Annotated in this window: 16 protein-coding genes; 10 read left to right on the forward strand and 6 right to left on the reverse strand. The window is 68.7% G+C overall.

Annotated features, from left to right (window positions below):
* Positions 1-3: 3 nt before the first annotated feature.
* The 3 genes from smeC to smeA are packed head-to-tail and all read right to left on the reverse strand — an operon-like array spanning position 4 to position 5774.
* Positions 4-1419, reverse strand: a complete 1416-nt coding sequence (gene smeC / locus C9412_RS15760) for a multidrug efflux transporter outer membrane subunit SmeC (RefSeq protein ID WP_107232510.1) — start codon at positions 1417-1419, stop codon at positions 4-6.
* Positions 1416-4565, reverse strand: coding sequence for a multidrug efflux RND transporter permease subunit SmeB (gene smeB / locus C9412_RS15765; protein WP_107232511.1), 3150 nt, complete (start codon positions 4563-4565; stop codon positions 1416-1418). Before smeB ends, smeC begins: the two co-directional genes overlap by 4 nt.
* A 12-nt stretch (positions 4566-4577) precedes the next feature.
* Complete coding sequence (smeA, locus tag C9412_RS15770) at positions 4578-5774, reverse strand: multidrug efflux RND transporter periplasmic adaptor subunit SmeA (RefSeq protein WP_107232512.1); 1197 nt, start codon at positions 5772-5774, stop codon at positions 4578-4580.
* 128 nt (positions 5775-5902) lie between these two features.
* On the opposite strand from smeA, the gene baeS reads away from it, so the two are divergent.
* The 9 genes from baeS (at position 5903) to C9412_RS15815 (ending at position 15486) form a co-directional block, all read left to right on the forward strand.
* Positions 5903-7294 carry a sensor histidine kinase efflux regulator BaeS gene (gene baeS, locus C9412_RS15775; protein WP_107232513.1) on the forward strand — a complete coding sequence of 464 codons (1392 nt, stop codon included), beginning with the start codon at positions 5903-5905 and terminating at the stop codon, positions 7292-7294.
* On the forward strand, positions 7291-7980 hold the full coding sequence (locus C9412_RS15780) for a response regulator (RefSeq protein WP_107232514.1): 690 nt from the start codon (positions 7291-7293) through the stop codon (positions 7978-7980). Before baeS ends, C9412_RS15780 begins: the two co-directional genes overlap by 4 nt.
* 108 nt (positions 7981-8088) lie before the next feature.
* Positions 8089-8619, forward strand: coding sequence for a gamma carbonic anhydrase family protein (locus C9412_RS15785; protein WP_107232515.1), 531 nt, complete (start codon positions 8089-8091; stop codon positions 8617-8619).
* Positions 8620-8742: 123 nt separating this feature from the next.
* Entirely contained in the window at positions 8743-9432 is a 690-nt protein-coding gene (locus tag C9412_RS15790; protein WP_107232516.1) for an RDD family protein, read from the forward strand.
* Entirely contained in the window at positions 9429-10421 is a 993-nt protein-coding gene (locus C9412_RS15795; RefSeq protein ID WP_107232517.1) for a stage II sporulation protein M, read from the forward strand. Before C9412_RS15790 ends, C9412_RS15795 begins: the two co-directional genes overlap by 4 nt.
* The gene (locus C9412_RS15800) at positions 10411-12027 is read left to right on the forward strand and encodes a DUF4129 domain-containing protein (protein WP_107232518.1); all 1617 of its coding nucleotides are present in this window, start codon (positions 10411-10413) and stop codon (positions 12025-12027) included. The genes C9412_RS15795 and C9412_RS15800 overlap by 11 nt, the downstream gene beginning before the upstream one ends.
* On the forward strand, positions 12024-13208 hold the full coding sequence (locus C9412_RS15805) for a DUF4350 domain-containing protein (protein WP_107232519.1): 1185 nt from the start codon (positions 12024-12026) through the stop codon (positions 13206-13208). Before C9412_RS15800 ends, C9412_RS15805 begins: the two co-directional genes overlap by 4 nt.
* Complete coding sequence (locus C9412_RS15810) at positions 13205-14191, forward strand: MoxR family ATPase (protein WP_107232520.1); 987 nt, start codon at positions 13205-13207, stop codon at positions 14189-14191. The genes C9412_RS15805 and C9412_RS15810 overlap by 4 nt, the downstream gene beginning before the upstream one ends.
* Complete coding sequence (locus C9412_RS15815) at positions 14188-15486, forward strand: DUF58 domain-containing protein (RefSeq protein WP_107232521.1); 1299 nt, start codon at positions 14188-14190, stop codon at positions 15484-15486. Before C9412_RS15810 ends, C9412_RS15815 begins: the two co-directional genes overlap by 4 nt.
* A gap of 212 nt (positions 15487-15698) precedes the next feature.
* On the opposite strand, the gene C9412_RS15820 is transcribed toward C9412_RS15815, so the two are convergent.
* The 3 genes from C9412_RS15820 to C9412_RS15830 are packed head-to-tail and all read right to left on the reverse strand — an operon-like array spanning position 15699 to position 18080.
* Entirely contained in the window at positions 15699-16325 is a 627-nt protein-coding gene (locus C9412_RS15820; protein ID WP_258190296.1) for a hypothetical protein, read from the reverse strand.
* Positions 16325-17503, reverse strand: a complete 1179-nt coding sequence (locus C9412_RS15825; RefSeq protein WP_107232522.1) for a glutathionylspermidine synthase family protein — start codon at positions 17501-17503, stop codon at positions 16325-16327. Before C9412_RS15825 ends, C9412_RS15820 begins: the two co-directional genes overlap by 1 nt.
* 7 nt (positions 17504-17510) lie before the next feature.
* Complete coding sequence (locus C9412_RS15830) at positions 17511-18080, reverse strand: DUF1190 domain-containing protein (protein ID WP_107232523.1); 570 nt, start codon at positions 18078-18080, stop codon at positions 17511-17513.
* A gap of 285 nt (positions 18081-18365) precedes the next feature.
* Here C9412_RS15830 and ilvD point away from each other — a divergent pair, with 285 nt between their 5' ends.
* Entirely contained in the window at positions 18366-20204 is a 1839-nt protein-coding gene (ilvD, locus tag C9412_RS15835; RefSeq protein WP_107232524.1) for a dihydroxy-acid dehydratase, read from the forward strand.
* Positions 20205-20239: the final 35 nt, after the last annotated feature.

The raw sequence follows: 20239 nt of genomic DNA on the forward strand, positions 1-20239 counted from the left end.
GCGTTACCGCGCGTCGGCGCCGCCGCCCAGCACCTTGAACAACGTCACCCGGTTGCCCGCTTCCTGCTGCTGCAGCGCGATCAGGTCCTGCTGCGCGGCATACAGGCTGCGCTGTGCATCCAGCGCCTGCAGATAGCCCTCCAGCCCGGTGCGGTAACGTGCGTCGGCCAGCGTGTAGCTGCGCTGGCTGGCGGCCACCAGCGCACGCTGCGCGTCCATCTGTGCAGTCAGGTGGTCACGCGTGGCCAGCGCATCGGCCACTTCACTGAACGCCTGTTGGATCGCCTTCTGGTACTGCGCGATGCCGATGTCCTTGCCGATCTTCGAGGCATCCAGCGAGGCCTTCAGTGCGCCGGCATGGAAGATCGGCGCGGTGATGTTCGGCGCGAACGACCAGCCACGGGTGCCGGCCGAGAACAGCGTCGACAACGCGGTGGAGCTGTGGCCGTAGTTGGCAGTCAGGGTCAGCGTGGGGAAGAACGCCGCGCGTGCGGCACCGATATCGGCGTTGGCCGCCTGCAGCGCGTGTTCGGCGGACAACACGTCCGGGCGTTGCAGCAGCACGCTGGACGGCAGGTCGGCCGGCAACGGCGCCAGTGCCACGCTGCCTTCCAGCGCCTGCGCGGTCGGCAGCAGCGCCGGATCCAGTGGCGCCCCCACCAGCAGCTGCAATGCGTCGCGATCCTGCGCCTGCTGGGTCTGCAGCCTGGCCAGCGCGCCGCGTGCAGCTTCCACGCTGGTCTGCACCTGAGACAGATCCAGCCCCGAGGCCACGCCCTGCGCATGACGCGCCTCGGTGCGCTGCAACGTCTGCTGCTGGCTGTCCAGGGTCTGCTGCGTGAATGCCAGCGACTGCCCGTCGGCGGCCAGCGCCAGCCATGCCGTGGCCACTTCGGCCACCAGGCTGGTGCGCGCCGCACGCTGGTTCTCGGCACTGGCCAGCCAGTTCTGCAGGGCTTCGTTCTTCAGGCTGCGGATGCGCCCGAACAGGTCCAGCTCCCAGCTGCTGATGCCCACCTGTACCGCGTCGGACTCGGTCACCTGGGTGGTACCGGTCTCACTGTTGGCATCACTGACCCGCGAACGGGTGACGCTGCCGCTGGCGTCCACCGATGGCAGCAGCGCTGCGCGCTGGATGCGGTACTGCGCGCGCTCCTTCTCCACCTGCAGCACCGCCACGCGCAGGTCGCGGTTGTTCTGCAACGCCAGCGCGATCACCTGCTGCAGGCGCGGTTCGAGGAACACCTCGCGCCACGCCGGCATCGCCAGTGCCGGCTCGGCCTCGCCGGTGGCGGCATTGCCGAACTGCACCGGCACCGGTGCCTCGGGCCGCTGGTAATGCGGGGCCATGCTCGCGCAGCCACCGAGCACGGTGGTCATCGTTGCGGCCGCCAGGGCGCGCAGCAGCATCGGCTTCATGGGCTTGCCTCCGCGGCAGTGGCTTCGGCCGGCGCGCGGCCCGGGAACATGCGGCGAACCAACAGGTAGAACAACGGCACGAAGAACATGCCCAGCACCATCGAGGCGACCGTGCCGCCGGCCACGCCGGTGCCCAGCGAACGGCGCGCTGCCGATCCGGCGCCGGTGGCGAATACCAGCGGCAGCACGCCCATCAGGAACGCCAGCGAGGTCATCACGATCGGCCGCAACCGCAGGTAGACGGCCTGCAGGATCGCTTCGCGGGTGCACTTGCCCTGCTGTTCGAGGATGCGCGCGAACTCCACGATCAGGATGCCGTTCTTGGCCGCCAAACCAATCGTGGTCAACAGGCCGACCTGGAAGTACACGTCGTTGTTGAGGCCACGCAGGTTCATCATCAGCACGGCACCGAACACGCCCACCGGCACCGCCAGCATCACCGCGAACGGCACCGCCCAGCTTTCATACAGCGCGGCCAGGCACAGGAACACGAACAGCAGCGAGATGGCGTACAGCATCGGCGCCTGGTTGCCCGACAGCTGTTCCTGGTAGGCCATGTCCGACCAGGCGTGGCTGAAGCCTTCCGGCAATGTGTCGGCCAGGCGCGCGATCTCGGCCATCGCCTCACCGGAGCTGACGCCCGGCGCCGGCTGGCCGGTGATCTCCATCGCCGAGATGCCGTTGTAGCGCTGCAGTGCGGCCGGTGCGCTGGTCCAGTGCGCGCTGACCAGCGACGACAGCGGCACCATCTGCCCGGCCTGGTTGCGCACGCTCCAGCGCTCGATGTCCTGCGGCTGCATGCGCGCTTCGGCGGTGCCCTGGATGAACACCTTCTTGATGCGGCCCTTGTAGATGAAGTTGTTGACGAAGTCGCCGCCCAGCGCGGCATTCAGGGTGTCATTGATGTCCTGCGGGTTCACGCCCATCGCCTGTGCCTTGGCGTCGTCCACCTTCACCGCGTACACCGGCGCGTCTTCGAGGCTGGCATAGCGCACGTTGACCAGCTTCGGATCCTTGGCGGCTTCCTTCAGCAACGTGTTGCGCGCAGCCACGGCGGCCGCATGGCCGGCACCGCCTTCGTCCTGCAGTTCCAGGGTGAAGCCGCCGGCATCACCGAGGCCGAGGATGGCCGGCGGCGAGGTGATGAACACCTGCGCATCGGGCACGCTGGCCATCGCCTGCGTCAACCGTGCGGCGATGGTATCGGCATCGTCCTTGCGGTCATCCCAGTCCTTCAGGCGGATGAAGGCCTGGCCGACGTTCTGGCCGCTGCCGGTCACGCTGAAGCCGGCGGTAGCCTGGATCGACAGCACGCTGTCATCCTTCACCGCCGCTGCGCTGAGGCGGTCCATCACCGCGCGGGTCTGTTCAAGCGTGGCGCCGGCCGGCAGCTTCACCAGCGCGTTGAGCATGCCCTGGTCTTCATCGGGCAGGAACGCGCCCGGCAGGTGCCACAGCAGCAGGCCGGTGACCACGCTCAGCACCAGGTAGAACACCACGCCCAGCGTGCGCCGGCCAAGGAAACCATCCACACGCCGGCGCAGCCCGTTCGAGGTGCGCTCGAAACGGTGGTTGAACCAGATGAAGAACTTGCCCAGCAGGCTCGGTTCGCTGCCGTGGTCGCCGTGCGGATGCCCGCCCTTGGGAATCGGGTGCAGGATGCTGCCGCACAGCGCCGGGGTGATGGTCATCGCCACCAGCACCGACAGGATCATCGCTGCAGCAATCGTCACCGAGAACTGGCGGTAGATCACCCCGGTGACACCGCTGAAGAACGCCATCGGCAGGAACACCGCGGTCAGCACCAGCACGATGCCGACCAGCGCGCCGGTGATCTGGCCCATCGCCTTCAGCGTGGCCGGCTTCGGCGCCAGCCCTTCGAAGGTCATCACCCGCTCCACGTTCTCCACCACCACGATGGCATCGTCCACCAGCAGACCGATGGCCAATACCAGCGCGAACATGGTCAGCGTGTTGATCGAATAGCCGAACGCGGCCAGCACGCCGAACGTGCCCAGCAGCACCACCGGCACCGCGATGGTCGGGATCAGGGTGGCGCGCCAGTTCTGCAGGAACAGGTACATCACCAGCACCACCAGGATGATCGCCTCGATCAGGGTGATCACCACTTCCTTCAGTGAAATGGTCACGAACGGCGTAGTGGTGAACGCCACGTGGGCGGTGTAGCCGTGCGGCCAATACTTCTGCAGCTGCTGAAGCCGTGCATCGATGGCCTTGGACACGGCGATGGCGTTGGCACCGGCATTGAGCTCGATGCCCAGCGACGCCGACGGCTTGCCGTTGAAGGTGCTGATGCTGTCGTAGCTCTCCGGGCCCAGGCCGATCGTCGCCACGTCGCCCAGATGCACCACGCTGCCGTTGGCATCGGCCTTGAGCACCACCTGCGCGAACTGCTCGGGGGTGTGCAGGCGGCTGCGCGCAGTCACCGTGGCGTCGAGCTGCTGGCCCTTCAGCGCCGGCTGGCCGCCGAGTTCACCGGCGGAGACATCGGTGTTCTGCGCCTGCAGCGCGCTCTCGATGTCCGACGGCATCAAGGCGTACTGGCGCATCTTCTCCGGGTCCAGCCAGATGCGCATGGCGTACTCCTGGCCGATCGGCTGGATGTTGCCGACACCACTGACGCGGCTGATCTGGTCGTCGATGCGCGCTTCCATGAAGTTGGCCACATCGAAGTTGTCCATGCTGCCGTCTTCGCTGGTGAACGACAGCACCTCGAAGATCGAACCACTGGACTTGGTGATGGTCAGGCCGTTCTGCTGCACCGCCTGCGGCAGCGTGGCCATGGCGGCCTGCAGCTGGTTCTGCACCTGCACCTGCGCCGTATCCGGATTGGTGCCGGTGGCGAACACCAGGTTGACCTGCGCCGAGCCGTCGGAGGCACTGGTCGAGGTCATGTACATCAGATGATCGAGACTCTGCTGCGACTGCTCGATGACCTGGGTGACCGCGTTTTCCACGGTCTGCGACGAGGCACCGGTGTAGGTGGCGCGGATGGTGATGGTCGGTGGCGCGATCTGCGGGTAGCGGTCCACCGGCAGGATCAGGATCGCGAGCAGGCCGAGCAGGCTGACCGCGATGGCGATCACCCAGGCGAAGATCGGCCGGTCGATGAAGAAACGAACCATGCGCGGCGGGCCTCAGTGCGACTTTTCGTCGGTGTTGCCGTTCGGGTCGATCGCCGGCATCGCCGCCAGCTGCGCCGTCGTGGCCGCCACCGCCTTGACCTGCTGGTCCAGCGATACCGCACTGCCATTGCTGACGATCACCCGTTCGCCGGCCTTGAGGCCGTCGGTGATCTGCCACTGGTTGCCGACCACCTGACCGGTGCTGACCCGGCGCTCGACCACGTGGTCCCTGGCATCGAGCAGGCGCAGCAGCGGCTCGCCGCGTTCGTTGCGCAGCACCGCCTTCTGCGGCACCAGCAGCGCGCGCGCATCGGTGGCCATCGGCAGCACCGCCTTCAGGTACATGCCCGGCAGCAGCAGGCCCTCCGGGTTCGGAATGACCGCGCGCAGCACCACGTTGCCGGTGCCCGGATCGACCGCGCTGCCGACGAACTCCAGGGTGCCTTCATGCGCGTAGCTGCTGCCGTCTTCCAGCAGCACCTTCACCTGCGCCTTGCCATCGATGGCCTTCACCAGGCCCGCGTCCAGCTGCTTGCGCAGCGCCAGCATCTGCGTGCTGGACTGGGTGACATCCAGGTACACCGGGTCCAGCCGCTGGATGGTGGCCAGTGCCGCGTCCTGGCCGGCGGCAACCAGCGCACCAGCGGTCACGCTGGAGGTGCCGATGCGACCGTCGATGGGGGCGGTCACGCGGGTGTAGTCCAGGTTGATGCGCGCGGCCTGCAATGCCGCGCGCGCGGCAATCACGTTGGCTTGTGCCTGCTTCAATGCCGAGGTGGCATCGTCGGCATCCTGCTTGCTGGCTGCATCCATGCCCAGCAGCGCGCGGGTGCGCTCGGCCTTCGGCTGCGCCGACAGTACAGTGGCCTCGGCCTGCGCCAGCTGGCCGCGGGCGGTATCGAAGGCCGCCTGGTAGGGCGCCGGATCGACCTGGTACAGCAGCTGCCCTGCCTTGACCTGCTGGCCTTCGGTGAACAACCGCTGGCGGATCAGGCCACCGATCTGCGGCCGCACCTCGGATATCTCGAACGGCACCGCCCGGCCCGGCAGCGTCTGCTGCAACGCCAGCGGTTGCGCACTGGCCGTGATGACGCCGACCTCGGGCGTGGCCGGGGTGTCGGTCCTGCCTTCCGAGCAGGCCGCCAGGACCAGCAGCAGGGGCAACAACAGCGGACGGGAAGTACGGAAAAGCGGGCGCAGGAGTGGCATGGGGGGCGTGGGGGCCTTGCGTTGACCCCGGCACGCTGCCGTGAAACTGTGCAGAGAATATGGAGATTGTGCGACCGGCTCAGCTGGCGCTTGCTTTCAGCGCTGCATGCGCCGCTAATGGCCCGGTAATGGCGAAGATTCGACTCACATTCGGCCTGACCGCGAAAACCTTCCTCGCGATCTTCACCGCCTGCCTGCTGGTGCTGGCAGTGAACGGCATTGCCAGCCGCGTGGCCTTCCAGACCGGCTTCCTGGATTACCTCAACGACCAGGGCGACCTGCGCATGCAGCGCCTGATGCCGCACCTGCAACGCGAGTTCCGCGAGCACAGCGGCTGGGAGCACCTGCGCGGCAACGCCGATCGCTGGGCACGCATGTTGCGGCCGGATCTGTCCCATGGCCACGAGGGCCCGGTGCCACCGCTGTCCGACCAGACCGGCGTGCCTTCGCGGCTGGGCCTGTTCGATGCGCAGCACCGCTGGGTGGCCGGCAACCCGGACGCCACCAGCGATGACGAGCCGCATGCGGTGCAGGTGGATGGGCAGACCGTGGGCTGGCTGGGCATGGTGCCGTTCCAGACCGTCATCGCCACCAACGATCTGAATTTCTACAACACCCAGGTGCGCGCCTGGTGGGTGATCGGCATTTCACTGCTGCTGGTGACCGTGCTGCTGGCCTGGCTGGTCTCGCGCGCGCTGCGGCAGCGCCTGGCGAAACTGGCCGCGGCCACGCATCGTCTGGCCGCCGGCGATTACGCCACCCGCATCGAGCGCACCAGCGATGATGAACTGGATGCGCTGGTGAACGACTTCAACCGGATGGCGCAGGCGCTGGACGATACCGAACGCAACCGCCGCGCCTTCATCGCCGATATCTCGCACGAGCTGCGCACGCCGCTGGCGGTGGTGCGCGCCGAACTGGAGGCGATCGAAGATGGCATCCGCCCCCTGGACCGCGCCAACCTCGGCGCCCTGCAGGGTGAGATCCGCCAGCTGGGCAAGCTGGTCGACGATCTGCACGACCTGTCGATGACCCAGTCCGGCGGCCTGGCCTACCGCTTCGCACCGCTGGACCTGGGCGCGCTGCTGCGCAGCGAGCTCAATGGCATGCGTGTGCGCTTCACCCATGCAGGCCTGGCACTGGAAGAAGACCTGCCCGCCACGCCGTTGCAGGTGTCCGGTGACGAACGGCGCCTGCAGCAGGTACTGGCCAACCTGCTGGAAAATGCGCTGCGCTACACCCACGCCGGCGGCCACGTACGCGTGCAGGCAGCGCGCGTACCGGCCGGCGTGCAGCTGATCGTGGAAGACACCGCCCCGGGCGTGCCGGCCGACAAGTGCGCACTGCTGTTCGAGCGCTTCTACCGGGTGGAAAGCTCGCGCAACCGCGCCAGCGGCGGCAGTGGGCTGGGCCTGGCGATCAGCCACAACATCATCCTCGCCCACCACGGCCACATCCACGCCGAACCGTCGCCACTGGGCGGCCTGCGCGTGGTCATCACCCTGCCGGAGCCTGCATGAGCACGTCCCCCGCCGACGCCGCGAAGATCCTGATTGTCGAGGACGAGCCGCGCCTGGCCTCGGTGCTGCGCGACTACCTGGCCGCCGCCGGCATGGCCAGCCACTGGGTGGACGACGGCGGCCTGGTGATCGAGGCGTTTGCGCGCTACCAGCCGGACCTGGTGCTGATGGACCTGATGCTGCCGCAGCGCGATGGCGTGGACCTGTGCCGCGAACTGCGCGCCAGCAGCGATGTACCGGTGATCATGGTGACCGCACGGGTGGAGGAAATCGATCGCCTGCTGGGCCTGGAGATCGGCGCCGACGACTACATCTGCAAGCCGTTCAGCCCGCGCGAGGTGGTGGCGCGGGTGGTGGCGGTGCTGCGCCGCTACCGCCCCGATCCGGCCACGCGGGCCAGGGCCGGCCTGTGCATCGATGAGCCTGCCGCGCGCGCCACCTGGAACGGCAAGGGGCTGGACCTGACCCCGGTGGAGTACCGCCTGCTGCGCACCCTGCTGGCCACGCCCGGGCGGATCTGGGCGCGCGATGAACTGCTCGACCGGCTGTACCTGGACCATCGGGTGGTGGTCGACCGCACCGTCGACAGCCACGTGCGCAATCTGCGCCGCAAGCTGGCCGACGCCGGCATGGACGAAGATCCGATCCGTTCGGTGTATGGAATGGGGTACAGCTACGAGCCGTAACCGGTAGTGCCGGCCGCTGGCCGGCAGGCGTTGCCGGCCAGCGGCCGGCACTACCGATGCCTCTGCCGCGTATCATCGTCGCGAATGCCCTGATTTGCGGAGACACCGATGAACCCGTTGCGCCCCTTCCGCGACAAGATGCCGGTCCTCGGCGAGCGCGTGTACATCGACCCGGCCTGCACCATCATCGGTGACGTGGAACTGGCCGGGGACGTGTCGGTGTGGCCGGGCACGGTCATCCGCGGTGACGTCAACTACGTGCGCATCGGCGCGCGCACCAACGTGCAGGACGGCACCATCATCCATGTCAGCCACCACAGCCCGTACAACAAGGCCGGCTACCCGACCCTGATCGGCGAAGGCGTGACCGTCGGCCATGGCTGCATCATCCACGCCTGCACCATCGGTGATTACAGCCTGATCGGCATGGGCGCCTGCATCCTCGACGGTGCCCGGGTGGAACGCCATGCGTTCGTGGGTGCCGGTGCGGTGGTCGGCCCGGGCAAGGTGGTCGGCGAAGGCGAGCTGTGGGTCGGCAACCCGGCGCGTCCGGCACGCACGCTCAGCGACAAGGAAATCGAATCGCTGCACTACTCGGCCGACCACTACGTGCGGCTGAAGGACCAGTACCTGGCCTGAGCGGCCAACAGCGCCACGCGGCTCTGCTAAAGTCTGGGCCCGACCAGGACCTGTCGAGACGCCCATGCCCGTGGCTGCCTGCCGGAGAGGACTCCCGCACCCACACCCCAGGCCACGCTGCTGATGGCCGCGCCGATGCTCGACACCTACCGCGAGGTGGTGACGCCGGAGGGCGTTCCGCTGCAGCTGCCGGCCGCCGGCCCGGTGCCGCGGGCGATGGCCTGGCTGGTCGACCTGGGCATACGCTTCGCCGTGCTGGTGGTGATGTCGTTTCCGCTGGCACTGCTGGACGAATTCGGCTCCGGGCTCTACCTGGCGCTGATGTTCCTGGTCTACTGGCTTTACCCGATCGTCTGCGAGGCGCTGTGGGGCCGCACCCTGGGCAAGCGCGCACTGGGCCTGCGCGTGCTCGCCCGCGATGGCGCGCCGGTGGGCTGGATGGCGGCGATCACCCGTAACCTTCTGCGCACCGTGGACATGCTGCCGTTCGGCTATGCACTGGGCCTGGTCAGCAGCCTGTTCGACGCACATGGCCGGCGCCTCGGCGACCTGGTGGCCGGCACCGTGGTGGTGCACGCGCCGGCGCAGTACCTGCCGCCACCACCAACCATCGACAGCGTGCTGGTGCCGCCGCAGCCGCTGCGGCCGGAGGAACAGGCCGCCGTGCTGGCCTTCGCCGAGCGCGCGCCGCGGCTGTCGCCGGCGCGCCAGCAGGAGCTGGCCGGCATTGCCGAGCCGCTCACCGGCACCCACGGCCAGGTGGGCGTGTTGCGCCTGTATGCAATGGCCAACTGGCTGTTGGGGCGGCGATGAAGCAGGAGCAGTTCGTCGCCCGTTATCAGCAGGAATGGCAGGACCTGGAGCAATGGCTGCGGCTGCGCGCCGGTGTCTCGCGCCGCCGGCGTCGCCAGGCCAGTGAGCTGGCCCTGGACGATACCGCCTTCCCGCAACGTTACCGGCGGCTGTGCCAACAGTTGGCCCTGGCCCGCGAGCGTGGCTACAGCCCGCAGCTGGTACAGCGCCTGCAGCAGCTGATGCAGCACGGGCACAGCGTGCTGTACCGCACGCCGCCCACGCGCTGGCGTGCGGCACTGGAATTCCTGGTCGGCGGCTTCCCGCAGCTGGTGCGCAGCCAGGCGCGCAGCATGGGCGTGGCACTGGCGATGTTCGCGCTGCCGACCGTGGCCTGCTTCGTGCTGGTGCAGCTCTACCCCGACCTGATCCATCAGCTGATGGACAACCGCCAGATCGCCGAGATGGAACGCATGTACGACCCGGCCGCCGAGCGCCTGGGCCGCGACAGCGGCACCGACTGGATGATGTTCGGCCACTACATCATGAACAACATCAGCATCGCCCTGCGCACCTTTGCCAGCGGCCTGCTGGCCGGGTTGGGCACGCTGCTGGTGCTGCTGTTCAACGGCGTGATCTTCGGTTCGGTGGCCGGTCACCTGCAGCACATCGGCCATGGCGACCCGTTCTGGCGCTTCGTGGTCGGCCACGCTGCCTTCGAACTCACCGCCATCGTGATTGCCGGTGGCGCCGGCCTGCAGCTGGGCATGAAGCTGCTGGCACCGGGCCGGCGCAGCCGCCTGGATGCGCTGGTCGAAGGCGGACGCATCGGCGCGCGGCTGTGCCTGGGCGTGGCCTTCATGCTGCTGGTGGCGGCGTTCATCGAGGCGTTCTGGTCGTCGATTGCCGAAGTACCGGCATGGGGCAAGTTCAGCGTGGCCGGCGTGTTGTGGGCCGGCGTGCTGCTCTGGCTGTGGCGCGGCGGGCGCGGAGGCGGCGATGCGGATTGACCGCCTGGACGTGGTGCTGCGCGCACGCAGCGGCTGGGAGGCGATGGAGCTGGGCAGCGCCCTGGCCCGCCGCCATGCCCGCGCGGTATGGGGCAGCTGGCTGCTGGCCAGTGCACCGCTGTTTGTGATCTTCAACGCACTGGGTTGGTGGCTGGATGCCTTCGGCTGGGCATGGCTGGCCATGTGGTGGTGCAAGCCGCTGTTCGAGCGCGCGCCCCTGTACGTGTTGTCCCGCGGCATCTTCGGCGAACCGGTGACGGCGGTGGGCGCCCTGCGCGCGCAACGCAGCTGGGGCCACAGCGGATTCTGGGGTTACCTGGGCTGGCGCCGCTTCAGTGTGCTGCGCAGCCTGTGCCTGCCGGTGAACCTGCTGGAAGGCAATGCGCCGAACCAGCGTGGTCCCCGCCGCCGTGCGGTGGCCGCCGGTGCGGCCGGCGCCGCGACGGCGCTGACGGTGCTGTGCATGGTGTTCGAAGCGGTGCTGGTGTCCGGCGCGATCGGCGCGGTGTTCATGTTCATGCCGCTGGAGCTGATGTCCGAGTCGTGGCGCGCGGCCTGGGACATGATCGGCAAGGACACGCCGGCCTGGGCACGCTTCGGCTTCAACCTGGCGTGCTGGCTGGCCTCGGTGCTGATCGGCCCGTTCTTCGTCGGTGCCGGCTTCGGCCTGTATCTGAACCGGCGCACGCAGATGGAAGCCTGGGACGTGGAGATCGCGCTGCGCCGCCTGCGTGGGCGCCTGCTGCCGGTCGCCCCGACGCTGGCCCTGCTGCTGTGCCTGGCACTGCCACTGGCGGTCGGGCCGGTGCACGCGCAGAACGCACCGCAGAGCGCCGAAGAGGCCAGCGAGACGGGCCTGGACGACACGCCGGACGAGGAAGCGGCCACCGCCGACAATGACCCGGCCAACGCCCCGGCGACCATCTTTGGCACCGCACCGGTGGATACCGCAGGGTTCCGCCAGGCGGTGAGCCGCGCCTATGAAGATCCACTGCAGCGCCCGACGCGCCAGGTCACACACTGGAAACCGATCGAGCAGGCCGAGGAAAAGAAGAAGGACGACAAGGCGCTGCAGCACGACAGCCGCAACGCGGGTGAGCGCAAGGCCCGCAGCAGCGGCATCGCCTGGCTGGCGCGCCTGGCCGAGTGGGGCCTGTGGGGCCTGCTGGGCGTACTGGTGCTGGTGCTGCTGCTGACCGCCCGGGTGTGGCTGCCGTGGCTGCGTGGCAGTGGCCGGCGCAAGGCCGTTGCCGCGCCAGAGGTGGTGGAAGATCACGTGGAACTGCCGGCCGTGCTGCCACCGGATGTGGCCACCCAGGCCGGCCTGCTGTGGGACCAGGGTCGGCCGCGGCAGGCGTTGGCCCTGCTGTACCGCGCCAGCGTGCGTACCGTGGGCGAGCGCAGCGGCATCGCCCTGCCCCCCGGCGCCACCGAAGCGCAGTGCCTGCGCGCATCGCGGCGCATGCCCGAAGCTGCCGACCGTGACCTGTTCGCGCGCATCGTGCGCATGTGGCAGTACGCCGCCTACGGTGGCCGCCTGCCCAGCCGCAGCGACTTCGACACGCTGGCCGCAACGCTGCGCCAGCAGTACCGGTGGCAGGCATGAGCCCGCGCCTGTTCTGGTCGTTGTTGCTGGGTGTGCTGGTGCTGCTTGGCGTGCCGCTGACCATCCTCTACCTGCGCACGCATGAGCGGGTGACCGAGACCATCACGCTGCCCGCGCAGGGCGAGGCCGCCTACAACCCGCTGTATGTGCTCGGCCAGGCGCTGCGCGCCGATGGTATCGAGGTGCATGCACGGCCCCGGCTGGAGCTGCAGCAGATGGCACTGGGCCGGCACGACACGGTGGTGCTGCTGCAGGACAGCAGCGAACTGCCCGCACCGGTGGCGCGTGCGCTGTTGGACTGGGCCGGGCGCGGAGGTCATCTGCTGGTGCGCACCCCACCGCCGGCCGAAGATGACGCCGGCAGCACGCAGGGCCCCTTGCTGGACCAGCTGGGCGTGGACAGCCTGTTCCAGCGCAGCGAGTGCCAGCCGTTCCATGTGCAGGATGATCCCGGCCACGTGGAATTCTGCACGGGCAGGCGCTTCACCCTGGGCTTTGCCGCCAGCGCGCAGGCCGAGCGTCGCTGGGGCAGCGATCACGACCTGGTGTTCGCACGCCTGCGCCATGGCCAGGGCCGGGTGAGCGTGCTGGCCGACATGGCATTCATGCGCGGCGAGGTGGATTCGCCTGCCGCGCGCCTGGCGGCCGCCGCCGGCAACGCCAGCGACGGACTGCACGATCGTGCGCACCGCGACCTGACCCGTTACCTGCTTGATCCGAACTACGGCAAAGGCAGCGTCTGGCTGGTCTATGCCAGCCGCCCACCGTCACTGTGGGCACGCGTGTTCTACCAGGGCTGGCCGCTGTGGGCACCGCTGCTGCTGGCCATCCTGGGCTGGCTGTGGGGGCGCTCGCAACGCTTCGGCAGCCTGTTGCCATCGCCGGTGCTGGAGCGCCGCTCGCTGCTGGAACACGTGCGCGCCAGCGGCGAACTGCTGCTGCGTTTCGGCCAGGGTGCGCGCCTGTACGACGCCGTGCACGCCTTGTTCCTGCATCGCCTGCGCCTGCGCGCACCGGTCGCCGCCGCACTGGAGGGCGCACCGCGCGAACAGGCCATCGCCGAACTGCTGGCCTGGCCGCGCAGCCGCGTTGCCAGCGCACTGACCCCGCCACCGCCGCATGATTCCTCCGCCCTGCGCGAGCGCATCCGCTTGCTGCTCCAGATGAGATCCCTGCTATGACCGAAGTTCCCGAACTGCCGGCAGCGGCCCACGCCCGCCTGATCGAACGCGTCGATGCCATCCGCCAGGCCGTCGGCCATGCCTTCATCGGCCAGGCCGACGTGCTGGACCAGATCCTGGTGGCCCTGCTGGCCGGTGGCCATGTGCTGATCGAGGGTGTGCCCGGGCTGGGCAAGACCCTGCTGGTGCGGGCATTGGCCCAGGCACTGGAGCTGGACTACGGCCGTGTCCAGTTCACCCCGGACCTGATGCCCAGCGACGTCAGCGGCCACGCCGTGTACGACCCGAAGAGCGAGAGCTTCAAGATTCGCCGCGGGCCGGTGTTCACCCATCTGCTGCTGGCCGACGAGATCAACCGCGCACCGGCCAAGACCCAGTCGGCACTGCTGGAAGTGATGCAGGAGGGCCAGGTGACCATCGAGGGCAAGGCCTTCACCCTGGCGCCGCCGTTCATGGCGCTGGCCACGCAGAATCCGTTGGAGCAGGAAGGCACCTACCCGTTGCCGGAAGCGCAGCTGGATCGCTTCCTGTTGAAGGTGCTGATCGACTACCCGCAGCTGGAGGACGAGAAGCGCATGGTGGCCGCGATCACCCGTGGCCGTGCCGCCAGCGATTTCGATCTGAGCCAGGTGCCGCGCGTACTGGGAGCCGGCGAGCTGCTGGAACTGCAGCGTGCCACCGCGGCGATCAGCATCGATGACGAAGTGATCGACTACGCAGTGCGGATTGTCGCCGCCACCCGGCAGTGGCCGGGCATCGCGGTGGGCGCTGGCCCGCGCGGCAGCATCGCGCTGGTGCGCGCATCGCGGGCGCAGGCGGTGCTGGCCGGTCGTGACTTCGTCACCCCGGACGACGTACGCGACATCGCGCGCCCGGCGCTGCGCCACCGTATCGCGCTGGCACCGGAACTGCAGATTGAAGGGCAGGATGCCGACGACGTGCTGGGCGCGCTGCTGGCCAAGGTGGAAGCACCGCGCCGATGAGGCCCGCCCCGCTGCTGCTGGCGCTGTTGCTGGGCTGGGCTGCATTGGGCGGCCTGGTGCTGGGCGGGTTGCTGCCGCGCTGGAGCTGGGTACTGGCGGCCGTGACCATCGCGCTGCCCGCCCTGTGGGATCTGTGGCGGCAGGCGCGGCGTCCGTCGCCGCAGGTGCAGCGCGAACTGCCCGAGGCGCTGGCGCTGGGCATTCGCCGTGAGGCCGCGCTGCGCCTGCAGGCAGCGCAGGCGATGACCGTGCAGGTATTCGACCTGGTGCCGGGCGGCTGGCCGCTGGAATCGCTGCCGCAGCGCGTGCGGTTGCAGGCCGGCACCGCCTCCACCCTGCATTACCACCTGCAGCCGCTGCAGCGTGGGCACTTCCGCTTCGAAGGCGTGCACCTGCGCATGCGCTCGCCATGGCGCCTGTGGTGGCAGCAGCGCACCCTGCCACCGGCGCTGGACGTGCGCGTCTACCCGAACTTCGTGCCGCTCACCCGCTTTGCGTTGTTCAGTGCCGACCAGGCCTCGCGGCTGGTCGGTGCGCATGTGAAGCGTCGCCGTGGTGAAGGCACCGACTTCCATCAGATGCGCGAGTACCGGGTGGGCGACAGCCTGCGCCAGCTCGACTGGAAGGCCACCGCGCGGGCGCGCAAGCTGATCTCGCGCGAGTACCAGGACGAAAAGAACCAGCAGCTGCTGCTGATGCTCGACAGCGGGCGGCGCATGCTGGCCAGCGAAGGTGGGCTGTCCCATTTCGACCATGCGTTGAACGCCTCGCTGGTGGTGGCCTACCTGGCATTGCGCCAGGGTGATGCAGCCGGCCTGTTCGCCGCCGGAGGCGAGCGCCGCTGGGTGGCGCCGCAGCGTGGCATGGGCACGGTCGAGCACCTGCTGCGTGCCAGCTACGACCTGCAGCCGCGCGCGGTGGCCACCGACTACCTGGCGGCGGCCACCGAAGTGTCGCTGCGCCAGCGCCGGCGTGCGCTGGTGATGCTGGTCAGCAACGTGCGCGACGAGGACATCGAAGACCTGCTGGCGGCGGTGCGCCTGCTGCAGCGCCGCCACCTGGTGTGCGTGGCCAGCCTGCGCGAGCGCGAACTGGACGGCGCGATCGATGGTGACGTGCAGACACTGGAGGAAGCCGCGAGTGCCGGTGCCGCCGCCCTGTATCTGCAACAGCGCGCGAAGGCGCACGAGGCGCTGCGCAGCGAGAAGGTGATGGTGCTGGACGTGACCGCCGATGCCCTGCCCGGTGCGCTGGTGGAGCGCTACCTGGCGGTGAAGCGCGAAGGATTGCTCTGAGCGGATTGTTGCGGCCACCGGGCCTGGGCTGACCCTGCCGACGCAGCGCTCTGGTGGGTGCCAACCTTGGTTGGCACGAAACCAACAGCGCCGATCAAGGCCCTGCGCTGCCGGCCTACCGCTCTGGTAGGTGCCAACCTTGGTTGGCACGAAACCAACAGCGCCGACCATGGTCGGCATCTACCAACAGCGTTGCCGGCCAGCGGCCGGCACTACCCCCGCAGCAATCGCCGCTGCAAGCGTTCCACCGCGCGCTGCAGCAGCACCCGGTTGCGGGCCAGCTTCATCCACTGCGGCAGGCGCGAGAACATCGAACGGTTATACCCACTGCCCTCGCGCAGCGTGGCCGTGGCGTAATCGTGCAGTGCCTGCAGGTGTTCGGCGTTGTATGCCCACAGCAGACCGGCAGCGGTCTTTTCCACCAGCCGCAACGGCAGGCCGAAGTTCGGGTCGATGGCGTCGTTGCCATGCCAGCGCGACGGGGTAACGTCCACATCACTGCTGCGGCCACATTGGCTGCAGTCCGCAGCCATGGTCCGCAGCGGCAGGGTGGCACGGGCACGACGCACCTCGATACGTAACCACTGGTGGCCGCAGTAACCACACGGCCGGTAACCGCTGTAGCGCACCGGCCCCACCCAGTCACCGGCGCCGCAGCGGTTACAGCCACACCCGCCGTCCAAGGCTTCGCTGCACCCCAGACAACGGAAGCGCCGCGCGTTGGAGGGGCCTGTCACCCACCCCGGCGTATCGCAGCGATGGCAGCGCACCGCCACCCGGTCGGCATAGCGGAACAGGGCGCGGCCGTCATCGCAATGGCGCCGCGGTGGCACCGACATCAGACGTAGATCCGCGTCGGCGCCTCGTCCACGATCGCGTGCGGCACGAAACGCGCGCTGTCGCGGGTGATCGCGCTGTCGTCCTCGCGGATGCCGATGCCGCAGGCGTGGTCGCCGATCACCCAGCTGCCGATCAGCGGGTAGCCGCCTTCGAAGCGGGTCAGCGGATGCGCACGCTGGATGATCGCCGGGCCGTCATAGGGACCGTCGCTGCGCTGGGTGCTGCCATCGGCCAGGTGCATCTCGATGTTGGCGCCTTCGCGCGAGAACAGCGGCTTGCGTACCCAGCCCGAGGCCAGCGTGCTGCCGTCGTCGAAGTGCGCTTCCAGCAGGTTCGGGTGGCCCACGTTGCGCTGCCACAGCAGCGGCAGGATGCCCTTGTTGCTCAGCACCGCCTTCCACGCCGGTTCCAGCAGCTGCACGCCCGAACCCGGCAACGCGCGGCCGAATTCCTCGGCCATCAGGTCTTCCAGCGGGTACAGCTTGAACAGCGTGCCGATCACCGAATCGTCCAGCGCGGTGAAACGGCCGTCCTCGGACAGGCCGATATCCTCGATGGCGATCGCCTGGCCATGCAGGCCGGCCTGCGAGGCGCAGTCGCGCAGGTAGTCGACCGTGCCGCGATCCTCGTCCGAACTGCCCACCGCGCTGAAGTACAGCGGCGGCGGCAGCTGCGTGGCCAGTTCGCCAAAGCGCTCGACCAGCGCCTCGTGGATGGCGTTGAACTGGTCGGCGTGCTGCGGCAGGCGGCCGGCATTGCGCTGGTCTTCCAGCCACTGCCACTGGAAGAAGCTGGCCTCGAACAGCGAGGTCGGCGTGTCGTAGTTCAGTTCGTACAGCTTGGCCGGACCGGTGCCGTCGTAGGCCAGGTCCAGGCGCCCGTACAGGTGCGGCTGGCGCTGGCGCCAGCTGTCGGCGATCCAGTCACGGTAGTGCGACGGAATCGCCAGCTGGTCCATCAGCCGTTCGCTGGCGATGACATCGCCGACCAGGTCCAGTGCCATCTGGTGCAGCTCGGCGCTGGGGTCTTCGATGTCCTGTTCGATCTGGCGCAGGGTGAAGGCGTAGTACGCGCTTTCATCCCAGTACGGCTGGCCGTCGATGGTGTGGAAGCGGAAACCCGCTTCGTCCGCGCGTGCCCGCCACTGGGCACGCTCGGCAATCCGGATGCGCTGCATGGGTCGATCAGCCGCCCACGCTGCTGCCGCTGCGGCGGGCGCTGGTGCTGCCAAAGCCGCTGCGGCTGGCGGTGACCGCACGGTTCGGCTCGCTGGTGACCGGCGCCAGGCCGGCTTTGCCTGCGCCAATTCCGCTGGCGGTGTTCAGGCCACCGCTGCCGCCCGGGGCCGGGCGCGCCCAGCCGGCGCTCTTGTCCTGGTAGGCCGGCGACGCCGCCGGCGCCTGCGGGGCCAGGCCACCGCGGTTGCTCAGCATCTGCGACATGAAGAAGCCCATCATCATCGGGCCGATGAACGAGGTGCCGGCCGAGGTGTGCTGCTGCACGCACTGTTCCGGCTTGTAGTCCTGCTCACAGGCTTCCTTGCTGGCGTACTTCGGCGCTGCATCGGCAGCCTGCTTCTGCGCTTCGGCGAAGGCATTGCGGCACGACGACGGATCGCCGGTGGCCTCGGTGCAGGCCTCGACGGAGGTGTACAGGCCTTCCTGCACCTTCACCTCCGGCTCCTTCTGGCAGGCGGTGAACAGCAGCGGCGCGGCGCTCATCAGCAGCAGCGCGGTGGTGCGGGAACGTTTCATGGCCTCATGCCCTGTCGACGGATCAATAGCCCAATGATGCCAAATTCACCCCAACAACCGGAATCAGCAAAGTACGAAAGATGAACGGCCTTTCATTTTTGTCCGGCCGTGGGGTCAGATCCCATCGGCACACCGCTCTGGTAGGTGCCAACCTTGGTTGGCACACACGGCACAGCGCCGACCAAGGTCGGCATCTACCCAGAACGGGTGGTTGCAGCAGCAACCGAAAAAATTGGCCATGATCGGCCGACCCCCACGTCGTACGGCCCGCCCGTTCCGCCAGCCATGCCTGAATACCGCTCCCGCACCTCCACCGCTGGCCGCAACATGGCCGGCGCCCGCGCCCTGTGGCGTGCCACCGGCATGAAGGACGGCGACTTCCACAAGCCGATCATCGCCATCGCCAATTCCTTCACCCAGTTCGTGCCCGGCCACGTGCACCTGAAGGACCTCGGCCAGCTGGTCGCGCGCGAGATCGAGAAGGTCGGCGGCGTCGCCAAAGAGTTCAACACCATCGCCGTGGATGACGGCATCGCCATGGGCCACGACGGCATGCTGTACTCGCTGCCCAGCCGCGAGATCATCGCCGACTCGGTGGAATACATGGTCAACGCGCACTGCGCCGACGCGCTGGTGTGCATTTCCAACTGCGACAAGATCACCCCCGGCATGCTGATGGCCGCGCTGCGCCTGAACATCCCGGTGGTGTTCGTGTCCGGCGGCCCGATGGAGGCCGGCAAGACCCAGCTGTCCGAGCACAAGCTGGACCTGGTCGATGCAATGGTGGTGGCCGCCGACGACAGCGCCTCCGACGAGAAGGTGGCCGCGTTCGAGCGCAGCGCCTGCCCTACCTGCGGTTCCTGTTCGGGCATGTTCACCGCCAACTCGATGAACTGCCTGACCGAAGCGCTGGGCCTGTCGCTGCCCGGCAACGGCTCGACCCTGGCCACCCACGCCGACCGCGAGCAGCTGTTCCTGCGCGCCGGCCGCCTGATCGTCGAACTGTGCCACCGCTGGTATGGCGGCGAAGAAGCAAGCGCGCTGCCGCGCGGCATCGCCACCCCGGCCGCGTTCGCCAACGCGATGACCCTGGACATTGCCATGGGCGGTTCCACCAACACCATCCTGCACCTGTTGGCCGCCGCGCAGGAAGCCGAGGTCGACTTCGACCTGACCCACATCGATGCGCTGTCGCGGCGCGTGCCGCAGCTGTGCAAGGTGGCGCCGAACACGCCCAAGTACCACATGGAGGACGTGCACCGCGCTGGCGGCGTGTACGGCATCCTCGGCGAACTGGCGCGTGGCGGCCTGCTGGATACCACGGTGCCGACCGTGCACAGCCGCACCCTGGCTGACGCCATCGAGCGCTGGGACGTGGCGGTCAGCAATGAACAGAGCGTGCACGAGTTCTTCCGCGCCGGTCCGGCCGGCATTCCCACCCAGGTCGCCTTCAGCCAGGCCACGCGCTGGCCCACGCTGGACGTGGACCGCGCCGAAGGCTGCATCCGCAGCGTCGAGCATGCCTATTCGGCCGAAGGCGGGCTGGCGGTGCTGCGCGGCAATCTGGCGGTGGATGGCTGCGTGGTGAAAACCGCAGGCGTGGACGAGTCGATCCACGTGTTCGAAGGCACGGCGCGCGTGTATGAAAGCCAGGACGCGGCTGTGGCCGGCATTCTGGCCGACGAAGTGAAGGCCGGCGATGTGGTGGTGATCCGCTACGAAGGCCCGAAGGGCGGCCCGGGCATGCAGGAAATGCTGTACCCCACCAGCTACCTGAAATCGAAGGGGCTGGGCAAGCAGTGCGCGCTGCTGACCGACGGCCGGTTCTCCGGCGGCACCTCGGGCCTGTCGATCGGCCACGTTTCGCCGGAAGCGGCCAGCGGCGGCACGATTGGTCTGGTGGAAGACGGGGACCGCATCCGCATCGACATTCCGGCACGCCGCATCGATCTGCTGCTGGACGAGGCCACGCTGGCGCAACGCCGCACCGATGCCGATGCCCGTGGCTGGAAGCCGCGCGCACCGCGACCGCGCAAGGTTACCAGCGCGCTGAAAGCCTACGCCCTGCTCGCCACCAGCGCCGACAAGGGCGCGGTACGCAACACCGCCCTGCTGGGCGATTGAGTGGCCCTGGGGTCAGATCCCTTTCGCAGAAAGGG

This window comes from Stenotrophomonas sp. Nf1, assembly GCF_003028475.1.
Lineage (GTDB): Bacteria > Pseudomonadota > Gammaproteobacteria > Xanthomonadales > Xanthomonadaceae > Stenotrophomonas.

Bases quoted from the DNA above. Each gene is read 5' to 3' on its own strand.
- smeC (WP_107232510.1), bottom strand. From the start codon at position 1,419: ATGAAGCCGATGCTGCTGCGCGCCCTGGCGGCCGCAACGATGACCACC.
- smeB (WP_107232511.1), bottom strand. From the start codon at position 4,565: ATGGTTCGTTTCTTCATCGACCGGCCGATCTTCGCCTGGGTGATCGCC.
- smeA (WP_107232512.1), bottom strand. From the start codon at position 5,774: ATGCCACTCCTGCGCCCGCTTTTCCGTACTTCCCGTCCGCTGTTGTTG.
- baeS (WP_107232513.1), top strand. From the start codon at position 5,903: ATGGCGAAGATTCGACTCACATTCGGCCTGACCGCGAAAACCTTCCTC.
- C9412_RS15780 (WP_107232514.1), top strand. From the start codon at position 7,291: ATGAGCACGTCCCCCGCCGACGCCGCGAAGATCCTGATTGTCGAGGAC.
- C9412_RS15785 (WP_107232515.1), top strand. From the start codon at position 8,089: ATGAACCCGTTGCGCCCCTTCCGCGACAAGATGCCGGTCCTCGGCGAG.
- C9412_RS15790 (WP_107232516.1), top strand. From the start codon at position 8,743: ATGGCCGCGCCGATGCTCGACACCTACCGCGAGGTGGTGACGCCGGAG.
- C9412_RS15795 (WP_107232517.1), top strand. From the start codon at position 9,429: ATGAAGCAGGAGCAGTTCGTCGCCCGTTATCAGCAGGAATGGCAGGAC.
- C9412_RS15800 (WP_107232518.1), top strand. From the start codon at position 10,411: ATGCGGATTGACCGCCTGGACGTGGTGCTGCGCGCACGCAGCGGCTGG.
- C9412_RS15805 (WP_107232519.1), top strand. From the start codon at position 12,024: ATGAGCCCGCGCCTGTTCTGGTCGTTGTTGCTGGGTGTGCTGGTGCTG.
- C9412_RS15810 (WP_107232520.1), top strand. From the start codon at position 13,205: ATGACCGAAGTTCCCGAACTGCCGGCAGCGGCCCACGCCCGCCTGATC.
- C9412_RS15815 (WP_107232521.1), top strand. From the start codon at position 14,188: ATGAGGCCCGCCCCGCTGCTGCTGGCGCTGTTGCTGGGCTGGGCTGCA.
- C9412_RS15820 (WP_258190296.1), bottom strand. From the start codon at position 16,325: ATGTCGGTGCCACCGCGGCGCCATTGCGATGACGGCCGCGCCCTGTTC.
- C9412_RS15825 (WP_107232522.1), bottom strand. From the start codon at position 17,503: ATGCAGCGCATCCGGATTGCCGAGCGTGCCCAGTGGCGGGCACGCGCG.
- C9412_RS15830 (WP_107232523.1), bottom strand. From the start codon at position 18,080: ATGAAACGTTCCCGCACCACCGCGCTGCTGCTGATGAGCGCCGCGCCG.
- ilvD (WP_107232524.1), top strand. From the start codon at position 18,366: ATGCCTGAATACCGCTCCCGCACCTCCACCGCTGGCCGCAACATGGCC.